Genomic DNA, 13,770 nt, shown 5'->3' with positions numbered 1-13,770 from the left:
GATCCGAGGACCCGCTCCCCGACCGCTCACCACCCTCGTCGTCACTGCTGCTCGTGCCGCAGGCGGCGAGCGCGGTCAGCGTCAGCGCGGAGACGAGGGCGGCGGCGCCGGCACGACGACTGCGGCGGAACCGGGTTCTACTCATGCGGATCCCCTTCGGGCATGTGCGTGGAGGTTGCCCGACACCGATGCGTTGTGTGGGGCGCGGCACACTCAACCATCGTCGACAAGTGGACGCAAGATGTCGCGTCAGTTTTGCAATTGCTCGACAGTCCTTCGTCGTTTGCGGGTGCGGGTCCCCGGTGGCCGTTCGCGCAGTTCCCCGCGCCCCTTGGGTTCTCGGGTGCGGGTGGTCGATGGCTGATCGCGCCCGCGCGGCGGAGCCGCAAATCGATACAGCCCCGCGCCCCTTAGGGGGTGGGTGGCTCGCGCGCGTTAGCGAGTGCGGGTCTCCCGTGGCTGGTCGCGCAGTTCCCCGCGCCCCTTAGGTCGGTGGTTGCTCGCGTCCGCGCGGCGGAGCCGCAAATCGATACAGCCCCGCGCCCTGTCTTGGGGGCGCGGGGAACTGCGCAATCTTTTAGGGGGCGCGGGGAACTACGCGAGCGGGCAGGGGTGAGCCGTGGTCGAGGTCTCTCACAGGCCCGGCGGCGAGCCCTCAGTGCTGGGTGGCCATCGCCAGCGCGGTGAGGACACGCTTGGTCTTGTTCTCGGCGTGCTCCGAGACCGTCACCCCACGCCCCCGCACCGCATCCAACAGCTTCCGCTGCTTCCGCTCGGCCCGAGCGACGAACTCCTCGGCGTCGTCATCATCCTTGGGCTTCACCCGGATCGAGCACTCCAGGAACTCCAGTCCGGCGACCGACCACGCCTCCAGGTCGACCTCCAGATCGTCGAGCGGGACGTCGTCGAACTTGGTCGCCAGGACCGGCCCGAGCGCGACCAGCGCGTCCACCGGGACATCGGGAGCGCAGGCATGCAGGAACTGATCCTGCAGGGCGTCGACCGGCAGCGCGGGATCGCCCCCGGGGGCCACCGCGCCGGACAGCGCGCCCGGCGGGTGGTCGCGTACGAGAGAAGCGGCCAGCACCCGCCCGCCGGCCGACCAGTCATGCTCGATCTTGTACGTGAGCGGTCGCACCTCGAAGGGCGCGGCGAACCGGCCGACGAGCTGTTCCCGTTCGCAGGGGCGCAACTTGACCGTCAGATCGTCGCCCCCGCCGCCGATTCTGAACCGTACGATCACGCCGCCGGTCAGGAGGGGCAGCCGCCCCTCGCTGACACCGTCGCGGTCCTCGGCGAACCAGATCCGACGCGTCGTCATCGGACCGTTCCCCCCGCCGAGTGCCGACACCGCGGCAGGGACGTCGCCCTCGACATTGACCTTGATCTCGACCGGTGACAGGTCCATCGCACGGCTCCCACACACATCGAAGGAGAGGGGGGAGGAGGGGAGGGAAGGACGAGGAGCGGGCGGAGCAGCTCTTTCCAGGATATGCGCCCCCTCACCCGGCCGCAGTCCGGAGATGAGGGGGCGGGCGGAGGATCCTGACCAGGCCGGCTGACCTCGCGGTCCTTCAGACCCGCCGGAGGCGCCAGATCTGCGGCTGGAGGCCGTTGCAGGTCCACTGCTGGACATCGGCACCCGGCTCCCGCGAGCCCGCGGCCACGTCCAGGCACTGTCCACTGGAGCGGACGACCAGCCGGTAGTAGCCCCGGCCGACGTTCTCCAGTCGCCAGTCCTGGGCGGACTGCCCGTTGCAGTACCACTGCCGGACGTTCGCGCCCGGTGCCGGGGACCCGTTCTCCACGTCCAGGCACAAGCCGCTGTTGCGGCCGGTCAGGGTGAAGTGGCCGCCGCCGTGGGCCCGCAGGGTCCAGTCCTGGGGGCCGAGTCCGTTGCAGGTCCGCTGCTGGACGTTGCCGCCGGCCGTGCGGGAGTCACCCGCCACATCGAGGCAGTGGCCGCTGCCCGAGGCGACCAGCCGGTGGAGCCCGCCGTCCACGACTCCGGCCGCGTCGCCGCTGCCGGTCAGGCCGCCGGTGCCGAACCAGGCCCGGCACACCGTGCCGTCGAAGTCGGTGGCGATCGGCTGGAACGCCGAACGCCACCTGGAGCTGATGGACGAGTGGGGCATCGCGACCTCCCTGCTGTCGATCTCCTCGCCCGGCACCCACTTCGGCGACGACAGGGCCGCGCGCGACCTGACCCGCCACGTCAACGAGACCGGAGCCGCCCTGAAGCGGTCCCACCCCGGCCGCTTCGGCCACTTCGCCTCCCTCCCGCTGCCCGATGTCGACGCCGCCCTCGACGAACTCGCCCACGCCATGGACGTGCTCGGCAGCGACGGCGTCACCCTCGAGACCAACGCCCACGGCGTCTACCCCGGCGATCCCCGGCTGGAGCCGCTGCTCGCCGAACTCGACCGCCGCCGCACACCCGTCTTCGTGCACCCCACCTCACCGCCGAACCAGGAGGCGGTCTCCCTCGGACGCCCGCGCCCCATGCTGGAGTTCGTCTTCGACTCCACCCGCGCGGTGAGCGACCTCGTCTTCAGCGGGCGCCTGCGGCAGTACCCGGACATCCCCTGGATCTTCACGCACGGGGGAGGGACGCTGCCCCTGCTGACCCAGCGCATGGAACTCTTCCGCAGTGTCTTCGCCGCCCACACTGCCACGGGCGGGGACCCGGACCCCGTTCCGGAACAGGTCGCGGGCCTGTGGTTCGACATGGCAGGTACCCCGTTCCCGTACCAGGTCCCGGCCCTGGCCGCCGCGTTCGGCACGGAACGGCTCCTCTACGGAAGCGACTACTGCTTCACTCCCCACCAGGGCGCCGCGGCCCAGATCGCCTCCCTCGACTCGGCCGCTCAGCCGGCCCCGCACACCTGGCGCTCCCTGACGACCCGCAACGCCCGACGGCTCTTCCCGCACCTGGCCACACCCGACCGCACCTGGCCACACCCGACCGCACCTGACCTCACGTCACCATCGGGGACGGGTGAAGGGATTCGGCCAGGAGCCGACCGAAAGACATGTCCTGAAACACCGCGCCGCCTCGTTGGACTCCGTAGACAGCCGCCAACCTGCTGAACCGAGGCCGACGATGACGACTTCCGTCCCCGACGACGCGGCCGCCGCCGGTGAGTTCTGGCTGCCGCCGGAGGAGTACGCCGCGACCCTGCCGAAGGCGACGGTGTTCGGCGCGTTCTTCTTCACCGACCGGCACGACCGGCCCCTCCAGCTCCACGCTGTCTACACCGTGGAACACCCCTGGCAGTGGCCCGGTGGCACGGCGGAGGAGGGCGAACGGCCGTGGGACACCGCCGTCCGCGAGACCCAGGAGGAGACCGGGCTGGTGGTCGACGGACCGCCGAGGCTGCTCGCGGCCGTGTTCGGACTGCCCGGCGCGGCATGGCCGCACGCGACCGTGGGCTATGTCTTCGACGGCGGCCGACTCACCGACGAACAGATCGCGCACATCACGCTCTCGCCCGCGGAGCACGACGAGGTGCGCGTGCTGGCCCTGGAGGACTGGCGCCATCTGATGCCCCGTCGGGACTTCGAACGCCTCGACGGTGTCATGCGGGCCCGCGGCACAGGCGTTGCGGCCTACCTCGACACCTGGGACTGGGACGGCGACCCGGAGGACGACCCGGCCGCCCGCCCCGGCCCGCCTCTGTACTGACCCGGCCCTGCACCGGCCAGGCCCTGCAGGACCGGCGCATCCGGTCCGGCCGTCCGCGACCGATCCGGTCATCGCGCGACAGAACGTGCCACGCGTCCTTCAATGGAAGATGTGAGCCTTCTCGGATGCATGGCCGCGGCCGGACTGACCGCGCTGCTCGGGGTGAGTGCGCCGGGGCCCTCGCCGCCCCCGCCGCAGCCGCCGCCCCAGCTGGACGACGCCGATGTCCAGCGGGCCGTTGACCAGCTGGACCAGGTGGTCGAGGGGGCCATGAAACGCACCGGGGCGCCCGGAGTGGCCGTGGCCGTCGTCCACGAGGGCGAGGTCGTCCATCTCAAGGGCTACGGCGTCCGGAAGGCCGGTGAGAAGGCGGCGGTGAACGCCGACACCGTCTTCCAGCTGGCCTCCGTCTCCAAACCGATCGCCTCCACCGTCGTCGCCGGTGCCGTGGGCGTCGACGGCTGGAGCGAGCCCGTCGCGCCGAACGTGCCGGACTTCCGGCTCAAGGACCCGTGGGTCACCCGCCATGTGACGGCCGCCGACCTCTTCTCGCACCGCAGCGGCCTGCCCGACCACGCCGGCGACCTCCTCGAGGACCTCGGCTACGACAGGGCGTACGTCCTGTCCCATCTGCGCTACGAGCCCCTCGCGCCGTTCCGCGCGAGCTACGCGTACACCAACTTCGGTCTGACGGCCGCCGCCCAGGCCGTCGCCGACGAGAAGAACACGAGCTGGGAGAAGCTCGCCGCCGACACCCTCTACGAGCCCGCCGGTATGGCGTCCACCAGCTCGCGCTTCGAGGACTTCGCGAAGGCACGGAACCGGGCCTGGGGCCATGTGGAGACCGCCGACGGCGACTGGACGGCGCGGTACGTGAGGGATCCGGACGCGCAGTCACCCGCCGGCGGGGTCAGTTCCAGCGCCCGTGACATGGCGGTCTGGATGCGGCTCCAGCTCGCGGACGGCAAGCTCGACGGCAAGCAGATCATCGACGCCGAGGCCCTGGAGCGCACCCACTGGCCCGAGTCGGTCGCCAACCCGCCCGGGGCCCCGGCCGCCCGGACCGGCTTCTACGGCCTCGGCTGGAACGTGAGTTACGACGACGCGGGCCGGCTCAGGCTCTCGCACACCGGCGCGTTCGCGCTGGGCGCGCACACCAACGTCACCATGCTGCCCGGCGAACAGCTCGGCATCGTCGTCCTGACCAACACCTCACCGGTAGGGGTCGCCGACGCCGTCGCCCTGGACTTCTTCGACATCGCGGAGCACGGGAAGGTCAGCCGGGACTGGATCCCGCTCGTCGACGCGCTGTACCAGCAGCAGGAGGACGCGGGCAGGTCGAAGACCGACTACGCCCACCCGCCCTCCGGCGCCGAGCCCGCGAAGCCCACCGGCACCTATACGGGGACGTTCCGGAGCGACTACTACGGCCCGGCCCAGGTCGTCGCGGGCACGGACGGCACCCTGACACTCCGGCTGGGGCCGAAGCCGCAGTCGTACCGCCTCACGCACTACGACGGCGACACGTTCAGCTTCCGGACCGCCGGCGAGAACGCCGTCGGCCTCACCGGGGTCACCTTCACCCCGGACGGGAAGTCCTTCACCGTCGAGTACCTGAACGCCGAGGGCCTCGGCACCTTCACCCGGACCGGGCCTGCGCCCTGACGCCCACGCGGTCCGGCGAACGCGGCCCCGGCCCGTGCGCGCTCCCGCGACACGCTCGGCGTACGCCGAGCGGAGGCCCGCGCGCCCCGCGCACCGGGCAACGCCCACAAGCAAAGTAACGGCCCGTTACCCGGTGACGCCGACGGGCGTTTCCCAGGTACGGGCACGGCGGGATGCCACGGGGTGAGCGGAGGAACGGTGCTGTTGGAAACGTTGTGGGGGCTGGCCGCGGGCGGGGGAGCGGCGGTGGCGGGAGCCGTGGCGACAGACGTCTGGGGAGCCGCAAGGCTGCGGTGCGCGGGACTGTTCGGCCGAGGGCCGGCCCGGCGGCGGGGGGAGCCGGACGGAGGCGGGCCGGGGCGACCCGGTCCTGTCGCCGCGGACGGCGCCGGGGCTCGCGCGCAGGCCCCGGAGGACGGACACCGGCCGCCCCTGGACCGGCTGACCCTGGCCCAGCACAACATCGCCCACGACGGCGGGACACAGCACATCACCCTCAGCGGCGACGTCACCGTCCGTGGCGAGAGCCGGGTCCGGCGGTGAAGGGCGAGGCGGAGCCCGGGGGCGTCGGCTCGGCTGCCGCGATGCCGGGGCAGACGAACGCGGCGCATCAGGGCGGCACGCAGTACATCACCGGCGGCGGTGACGTGAGGACGGTCAACGTGTTCGTCGTGCTCCCCGAGCACGCGCGGCCGGACGCCCCGCCGACGGCCGCCCCCACCCGTCGGGAGAGGCAGCGTCGCGCGATGTCGAGGGACGTCCGTGCGGCGGCGCGGGACGTCATCACCCGCCAGGGCGTGGAAGCACTGACCCTCGCCGAGATCGCCCGGCGGGTCGGGGTGACCCCGGCGGCGCTCTACCGTCACTTCGACGACCTCGGGGACATCGTGCGGCACACGGCCCGGGACATCGTCGCCGAACTCACCGGCCGGTTGCGGGAGGCCATCGAGGGGGAGCGCGAGTCGGACCACGCGGCCCGGCTGATCGCCCCCGCCCGGGTGTTCCGCCGCTGGGCCCTGGCGCATCGCCAGGAGTTCAGGCTGCTGTTCGGCACCCCCACCGTCGCGTCCGGTGTGACCCACACCGATGTGACCGCCCAGTGGGTACGGGAACTCGCCGGCCTCTGGGGCGCCGAGCACATGCGGCTCTGGGCGGCCCGTCCCTATCCGATCCTGGCCGATGACGAGCTGGATCCGAGAGTGCGCCGCCAGATCGCCGACTACCGCGCCGCCACGGGCGTCGAGATCCCCCTCGGCGCGCTGGTCGTCATGCTGGGCTGCTGGCGCACCCTGTTCGGGCAGGTGGCCCTGGAGGTGTTCGAGCACCTGCCGCCGCTGATCACGGATCTGGAGCCGCTGTTCGAGATGCTGATGCTCGACTCCGTGTCCCGGATGGGGCTGGGCGCCGACTACCGGGCACCGGAAGGCCTCGGCTGCCGCCTCGAGGCGCAGCCTTCGGCCTGAGGCCTGTCCGGCGAGTGACCGCCCGCCGTGCTCGTCACCGGCCGACGGGGAACCGGTCGGGCGCCAGCGTGCTGAGGAGGGAGGACACGACGAGGTCCGTCGACACCGCCATGTCGACGGAGCCGGGCGCCAGGAGCCACTGGACCTGGAGGCCGTCCATGACGGCGATGACCGCGTTGGCGGCGGGCTCGACGCGGGCGTCGTCCTCCGGCAGTCCCGCGGCCTCGCGCAGCGCGTCGGCGACGAAGGCCCGCAGTCCGGTGTAGCGGTCGCGGAAGTAGGACTGCGCGGGGTGGTCGTCGGTGACGGACTCGGCGGACAGTACGGCGTAGAGCCGCACGATGCCCTCGCGCTCCGCGTTGCGGCGGGCGGTGTCCACGAGGTGGTGCAGGAACTCCAGCCCGTGCGGTCGGACAGGGCCGAGCTGCTCGATGTCGCTGTGGTCGCGCAGTTCGAGGACGCTGGTGAGGAGCTGGGCCTTGGTGCGGAAGTAGTGCAGGACGCCTGCCTGGGTGAGTCCGGCGCGGTCGGCGATCTCCTGGAGCGAGGCGTTGTTGTAGCCGCGGGCGGCGAACGTGTCCATCGCGATGCCCAGGATGTCCTGCTGCCGCTGCTTGGCCTCCGCGCTGCGAGGTGTGCGGGGCCCGCCCCTGCGGGCCGTTCTGCCTACCGAGTGGTTACTCACCTGCGACAGCATAAACCTCTCGTAATCCCCGTTGATCGACTTCCGGGGCCCGTCGGCGATGTGTGATCCACACCACTTACCAACTACTTAGTAAGTGTGATCTCTGTCACTTACTAAGTACTTAGCAGGTGTGCTTTCATGTGGCCGTCATCACGACGACATGCCGCCGATACGGCTCGAAAGGATCCCCATGCCCGTCCTGTCGCCCGCAGTCTCCGCCTCCCCGGCCCGGCCGGAACCGGCGGACGAGAGCAACTGGGCCGAGCTGATCCAGGGCTTGGACCTGGCGGAGAAGGTGCGCCTGCTGACCGGGGCGACCCTTTGGGCCCTGCACGCGGAGCCGCGCCTCGGCCTGCACCCGGTCGTCACCTCCGACGGACCGCAGGGCGTGCGCGGCACCGGCGCGGTGCCCGGCGGGACGGGGCTGCTGGCACCGGCTCCGAGCGCGACCGGCGCCACCTGGGACACCGGCCTGGCGGAGCGGCTGGGCCGCCTGTTCGCCACCGAGGCCCGCCGCAAGAACGTCGACGTCGTCCTCGCACCCCTGGTCAACCTCCAGCGCACCCCGGTCGCCGGACGCCACTTCGAATGCCTCTCCGAGGACCCCCTGCTGTCCGGCGCGCTCGGCGCCGCACTCGTCCGCGGCCTTCAGAAAGAGGGCGTCGCGGCCTGTCTGAAGCACTTCGTCGCCAACGACTCCGAGACGGACCGCACCCGGTACCGGTCGAGGATCGACGCCCGGACGCTCCGTGAGGTCTATCTGGCCCCCTTCGAACGCATCGTCGCCGAGGCCGGCCCCTGGAGCGTGATGGGCGCCTACTCCGGACTGGACGACGGCGTCGAGTCCGCCCCCGTGCTGGAACACCACCGCGTCCTGCGCGGTGTGCTGAAGGACGAGTGGGGCTTCGACGGGGCGGTGATCAGCGACTGGGCGGCCACCCGGACGACCGCCGCCTCGGCGAACGCCGGGCTCGACCTCGTCATGCCCGGCCCCGACGGCCCGTGGGGCGCCGCCCTCGTCGCGGCGGTCCGCGGCGGCGAGGTGGACGAGGCGGTCGTGGACGACAAGATCCTGCGGCTGATGCGCCTGGCCTCCCGGGTCGGCAGGCTCACCGAGCCCTGGACCCCCGGCGAGCAGGCCCCGCCGCCACCCGTCGCCGGCCCGCCCGCACCGGTCGGCGAGGAGGACTTCGCCGTGCTGCGCGAGGTCGTCACCCGGGGCACCGTCCTGCTGCGCAACGAAGGCGGTCTGCTGCCGCTGGACGCGCGGCGGCTCGCCCGTGTCGCGCTGATCGGCCCCAACGCGGTCGCACCCTACCTCCAGGGCGGCGGCAGCGCCTACGTCCCCGCCGTACGCACCGTGGGCTTCGCGGAGGGACTGCGGGCCGCCCTGCCGGACGAGGTGGAACTGAGCGTCCACCGCGGCGGGTCCTCCCGCAGACACGCCCCGTTCGTCGAACCCTCGCGCCTCGCCGGGCTGCACGCCAGGTACCTGGCCGAGGACGGCTCGACGCTGGGGGAGGAGGTCCGCGCCACCGGAGACTGGGGGTTCCACCGCCTGCCGGAGGAGGTGGCCGACGTAGTGCTGACCGGCCGGGTCACCCTGGCCGAACAGGGCACCCACACCTTGGAGTTCGGGTGCGCCGGGCGCTTCACGGTCGCCCTCGACGGCGAACGCGTCCACTCGGGCGACGACGACCGGGGCGTCGAGCTGATCCTCGAATCCAGCCACAGCCACCCCGAAACCCACCGGCACACCGTGCGCGTGGGCGACACCCCCGTCGAACTGGACCTGAGGATCGCCCTGCACGTCGTCGACGGCGAGGGATACGGCCACTTCGTCACCGCCCACGTACGCCACCAGCCGCCCGGCCCTACGGTCGAGGAGGAGATCGCCGAGGCCGTCACGGCCGCCGGGGCCGCCGATGTCGCGGTCGTCGTCATCGGCACCAACGAGGAGATCGAGTCCGAGGGCTGGGACCGCCTCGACCTCGAACTCACCTCGCAGCAGCACCAGTTGGTGCGCGCGGTCACTGCCGCCAACCCCCGCACGGTCGTGGTCGTCAACGCCGGCGCCCCGGTGCTGCTGCCCTGGGCCGACCAGGTGCCCGCCCTGCTCTGGGCCTGGCTGCCCGGCCAGGAGGCGGGGCACGCCCTCGCCGACGTCCTGCTCGGCCGCGCCGAGCCCGCCGGCCGCCTGCCGTGGACCCTGCCCGCACACCCCGCCGACGTCCCGGTCCCCCACGCCGTACCGGTCGACGGCGTCGTCGACTACCGGGAGCGGCTGCACATCGGCCACCGCGCCTACGACCGCTCCGGCACCGCCCCCGCCTTCCCCTTCGGACACGGCCTGGGCTGGACCACCTGGTCCTACACCGGCGCCCGCGCCCACGAACTGTCCGTCCCCGCCGACCTGGCACGCCCCGCGGGCGGGGACGGACCCCAGGTCACGGTGACCCTCGCCAACACCGGGCCCCGGACCGGAAGCGAGGTCGTCCAGGCCTATCTGGAGGCACCGGCCCCGGGCGCCCCCGACGACGACCCCGTCCGCGTCCTGGCCGGGTTCGCGGTCGCCGAGGTCACGGCCGGCGACACCGCCGAGGTCACCCTGACCCTGCCCTGGCGGGCCTTCCAGTACTGGGACGACGGCAAGGGCTGGCGACCGCGCACCGGACGGCACCGGCTGCGCATCGGCCGCTCCAGCCGCGATCTGCGCCTGGCCCTCGACCTTGACCTGGACCTCGACGTCCCGGCCGACGCCACCGGCACCCGGCACACCCTGCGCCCCGCCCGCTGACCCACCCCGGGCCGGACACCGCCCCCTCAGCACCGGCGCGCGCAGCCTGACCTGTCGCGCGCCGGCCCATCCGCGCACCGCCCGCACACCAGGAGTGATGAGCATGTCCCGCACCACCCGCGCCGCGAGAGTCACCACCGCCTCACTCGCCGCCCTGCTGCTGGCCACCGCCTGCGGCCGCGGCGAGGACAGCGGCCCGGACAAGGCGGCCGCCGCCCTCGGTGAAGGGCCCGCCAAGGGCGAGGTCACCATGTGGTCCATGGGCGACCCCGACCCGACCCTGGAGGCCCTCGCCAAGGAGTTCGAGAAGCAGAACCCCGAAGCCGACATCCGGATCACCCCGGTTCCCTGGGACGCCGCGCACGACAAGCTGACCACTGCCATCGCGGGCGGCAACGGCCCCGACCTGTCCCTCGTCGGCTCCACCTGGATGGCCGAGATGGCCGCCATGAACGGCTTCGAGGCCACGCCGAAGGAGATACCCGCCGACTCCTTCTTCCCGGGTCAGTGGGCCACCACCGAATACCGCGACACCGCGTACGGAGTGCCCTTCATCGCCGACACGTCGGTGATCTACTACCGGGCCGACCTCGCCGCGAAGGCAGGCATCGACCGGCCCGCCACCGACTGGAACGGCTTCTACGCCGACCTCCAGGCCCTCCAGCGGACCGCCGGCAAGCAGAACCCGAAACTGCGCTACGCCTCCGGCCTCCAGACCGGGTTCAACGCCTGGCTGTTCTGGCTCCCCATGGTGTGGCAGAGCGGCGGCGACATCTACGACCCGAAGACGAAGACGTTCACCTTCGACACCCCCGAGGTCGCCCGGGCCCTCGACTACTACGGCAAGATCTTCGACGCGAGGATGGCGCCCACCGACAAGACCGACGGCCCGCAGGGTTTCCACGACGGTCTGATCGCCACCCTCCAGCAGGGCGCCGGCGTCGGCGGCAACCTCCACAAGGACAGCCCCGAACTCGATGCCAAGTGGCAGACCGTACCGCTGCCGGTGAACAAGCAGGCAGCCGGTCTGGCCGGCGGCAGCGACCTCGCCGTCTTCCGCAGCAGCGACAACAAGGACGCCGCCTGGAAGTTCGTCCGCTTCCTCACCGACGGCAAGAACCTCGCCACCTACGGCGCCGGCACCGGACAGCTGCCCGCCGCCACCGCCGCCTGGGACGACGAGCGCATGTCCGGCAACGCCAAACTCGCCGCGTTCCGCGAGCAGTTGGAGGTCACCAAGGCCCCGCCGGCGCTCACCACCTGGCAGCAGATCGCCTCGGTCATCGACTCCGAGCTGGAGAAGCTCGCCCTCGGCAAGGCCACACCCGACGACGTACGCAAGGCGCTCCAGTCCCAGGCCACCTCCATCGGCACCGGACGCTGATCCCGCCCACCCCACGGACGGACCACACCGCCATGCCCTCCACCCGAACCCCCGGGCCGCCGCCCACCAGGACACCGGCACACCCGCCGCGGGCGAAGTCGGACACCCCAAGGCGCCCGCTCGTCACCAGGCCCACCAGGGCCCGGCGCCAGAGCCGCGCCGCATGGACCCTGGCACTGCCGTTCCTCGCCCTGTTCGCCGTGTTCATGCTGCTGCCGGTGACCTGGTCGCTGCTGATGAGCGTCACGGACACCAAGAGCGCGGACCTCCGGACGCCGCTCGCCGTCGGCTTCGTCGGCCTGGACAACTACGTGAAGCTGTTCCAGGACCCGGTGTTCTTCACCGCCCTGCGCAACACCGGCGTGTTCGTCCTGTTCGGCCTGCCCCTGACCCTCGCGGCCGGTCTCGCCGCCGCCGTGGTCCTCGACCGGGGCGTCCGCCGCTTCCGGGCCGTCTTCCGCGTCGGGCTCTACCTGCCCGTCGTCACCAGCGTCGTCGCCATCGCCGTCGTGTGGAAGACCCTGCTCGAACCCCGCGCCGGACTCGTCAACACCGCACTCGGCTGGGCCGGCGTCGACGGCCCCGCCTGGCTCGCCGACACCCGTCTCGCCCTCCCCGTCATGATCGCGATGGCCGTGTGGCGCAACCTCGGCACCGTCATGATCATCATGCTGGCCGGACTCCAGGGCGTCCCGCGGTCCCTCATCGAGGCGGCCGAGCTCGACGGCGCCGGCCCCTGGCAGCGGTTCTGGCGCGTCACCTTCCCGCTGCTGCGCCCCGCCCTGCTGCTCACCTCGGTCACCACCGGCATCGGCTATCTCCAGTTCTTCGACGAGCCGTTCGTCATGACCAACGGCGGCCCGCTGGACTCCACGCTGTCCGCCACGATGTTCTCCTACCGCCAGTTCGGCTACGGCAACTACGACTACTCCGCGGCGGCCAGCTACGTCGTCTTCGTGCTCATCGCGGCACTGACCGTGCTCCAGTTCCGTGTGCTGCGGGAGAAGGACTGACCCATGGCCACCACCGCCGTCACCCGACTCGCCCGAAGGCGCCGCACCCGGCAGCGCTGGGGCAACCCGTGGCTCTACCTGCCCATGACGGGCGTCCTCCTCGTCATGACCGTGCCCTTCCTGTGGATGCTCTCGGGCTCCTTCAAACCCGAGTCCGACATCCGCGAGGTGCCCCCGGTCCTGGTCCCCACCGAGCCGACCACCGCCAACTACGCCGAACTCTTCGACAGCCTCGACTTCGTCGGCATGTTCACCAACTCGCTCGTCGTCGCCCTCGCCGTCACCGCCGGCAACCTGCTCTTCTGCTCGATGCTCGGCTACGCCCTGGCGAAACTGGAGTTCCGCGGCCGCCGGGCCGTCTTCGCCCTGGTCCTCGCCACCCTCATGGTGCCCGGCCTCGTCACCTTCGTGCCCCTGTACGTCCTCACGACCAACCTGGGGCTCACCGACTCGCTGCTCGGGCTGGTCCTGCCGTTCCTCGCCGCGCCCTTCGGGGTGTTCCTGATGCGGCAGTTCATCGGCTCGCTGCCGGACGAGCTGATCGACGCCGCCCGGATGGACGGCTGCGGGGAGACCGCGATCTTCTGGCGGATCATCCTGCCGATGACCAGGCCAGCCCTCGCCACCCTGGGCATCATCAGCTTCCTCGGCTCCTGGAACAACTTCCTGTGGCCGCTGGTGGTGGCCCAGAACGAGGACCAGTACACCCTGCCCGTCGGCCTCGCCCTCGTCAGCAGCGGCCAGGACTTCACCCGCTACGGCGTCCTGCTCGCCGGAGCGGCCGTCGTCCTGATCCCCGTACTCGTCGTCTTCCTCCTCTTCCAGCGCCACTTCATCGCGGGCATCGCCACGACGGGCCTGAAGTAGTCGCCGCAGCGGGCCCGAAGCAGTCGCCACGACGGGCCTGAAGCGTCGCCGTGCCGGGTCCGAAGCAGCGCCCCCGTGCCGGGTCCGAAGCAGCGCCCCCGTGACGGTCCGAAGCAGCGCCCCGTGACGGGCCGAAGCAGCCGAACACCCCTCCCCATCTCCGGAACGCCGCGCGAGCACGCACGTGCCCGCCCCGCCGCGGTCCGGGTGC

12 protein-coding genes are annotated in these 13,770 nt (G+C 72.0%); 9 read left to right on the top strand and 3 right to left on the bottom strand.

Annotated elements, in window-relative coordinates; genetic code table 11:
* Positions 1-655: 655 nt before the first annotated feature.
* On the bottom strand, positions 656-1,408 hold the full coding sequence (locus tag ACZ6SQ_RS15790; protein ID WP_469561649.1) for a hypothetical protein: 753 nt from the start codon (positions 1,406-1,408) through the stop codon (positions 656-658).
* A 166-nt stretch (positions 1,409-1,574) separates the two neighbouring features.
* The gene (locus tag ACZ6SQ_RS15785; protein ID WP_469561647.1) at positions 1,575-2,135 is read right to left on the bottom strand and encodes an RICIN domain-containing protein; all 561 of its coding nucleotides are present in this window, start codon (positions 2,133-2,135) and stop codon (positions 1,575-1,577) included.
* Here ACZ6SQ_RS15785 and ACZ6SQ_RS15780 point away from each other — a divergent pair.
* From ACZ6SQ_RS15780 to ACZ6SQ_RS15760, 5 genes are all read left to right on the top strand, one after another.
* Positions 2,080-3,090, top strand: coding sequence for an amidohydrolase family protein (locus tag ACZ6SQ_RS15780; protein ID WP_469561644.1), 1,011 nt, complete (start codon positions 2,080-2,082; stop codon positions 3,088-3,090). The two genes, ACZ6SQ_RS15785 and ACZ6SQ_RS15780, sit on opposite strands and share 56 nt — an antisense overlap.
* Positions 3,091-3,103: 13 nt before the next feature.
* Positions 3,104-3,685: an NUDIX domain-containing protein gene (locus ACZ6SQ_RS15775; RefSeq protein WP_469561641.1), complete on the top strand. Its 582-nt coding sequence runs from the start codon at positions 3,104-3,106 to the stop codon at positions 3,683-3,685.
* 102 nt (positions 3,686-3,787) lie between these two features.
* Positions 3,788-5,350, top strand: a complete 1,563-nt coding sequence (locus tag ACZ6SQ_RS15770) for a serine hydrolase (protein ID WP_469561638.1) — start codon at positions 3,788-3,790, stop codon at positions 5,348-5,350.
* Positions 5,351-5,554: 204 nt separating this feature from the next.
* On the top strand, positions 5,555-5,893 hold the full coding sequence (locus ACZ6SQ_RS15765; protein WP_469561635.1) for a hypothetical protein: 339 nt from the start codon (positions 5,555-5,557) through the stop codon (positions 5,891-5,893).
* 41 nt (positions 5,894-5,934) lie between these two features.
* Entirely contained in the window at positions 5,935-6,813 is an 879-nt protein-coding gene (locus ACZ6SQ_RS15760; RefSeq protein WP_469561632.1) for a TetR/AcrR family transcriptional regulator, read from the top strand.
* 34 nt (positions 6,814-6,847) lie between these two features.
* Here the strand turns inward: ACZ6SQ_RS15760 and ACZ6SQ_RS15755 are convergent, their stop codons facing one another.
* Entirely contained in the window at positions 6,848-7,498 is a 651-nt protein-coding gene (locus tag ACZ6SQ_RS15755; RefSeq protein ID WP_469561629.1) for a TetR/AcrR family transcriptional regulator, read from the bottom strand.
* A gap of 190 nt (positions 7,499-7,688) precedes the next feature.
* Here ACZ6SQ_RS15755 and ACZ6SQ_RS15750 point away from each other — a divergent pair, with 190 nt between their 5' ends.
* The 4 genes from ACZ6SQ_RS15750 (at position 7,689) to ACZ6SQ_RS15735 (ending at position 13,559) form a co-directional block, all read left to right on the top strand.
* The gene (locus ACZ6SQ_RS15750) at positions 7,689-10,295 is read left to right on the top strand and encodes a beta-glucosidase (protein ID WP_469561626.1); all 2,607 of its coding nucleotides are present in this window, start codon (positions 7,689-7,691) and stop codon (positions 10,293-10,295) included.
* A 103-nt stretch (positions 10,296-10,398) separates the two neighbouring features.
* Positions 10,399-11,679 (top strand): extracellular solute-binding protein, encoded by a 1,281-nt coding sequence (locus ACZ6SQ_RS15745; RefSeq protein ID WP_469561623.1) that lies wholly within the window; start codon positions 10,399-10,401, stop codon positions 11,677-11,679.
* Positions 11,680-11,711: 32 nt separating this feature from the next.
* Positions 11,712-12,692, top strand: a complete 981-nt coding sequence (locus tag ACZ6SQ_RS15740) for a carbohydrate ABC transporter permease (RefSeq protein ID WP_469561619.1) — start codon at positions 11,712-11,714, stop codon at positions 12,690-12,692.
* 3 nt (positions 12,693-12,695) lie between these two features.
* Complete coding sequence (locus ACZ6SQ_RS15735) at positions 12,696-13,559, top strand: carbohydrate ABC transporter permease (RefSeq protein WP_469561617.1); 864 nt, start codon at positions 12,696-12,698, stop codon at positions 13,557-13,559.
* Positions 13,560-13,770 lie beyond the last annotated feature (211 nt).

The sequence above is a fragment of the Streptomyces sp. NPDC048600 genome (assembly GCF_055587025.1).
The sequence above is the reverse complement of the archived record's forward strand: the minus strand, read 5'-3'. Positions and strand labels throughout refer to the sequence as shown.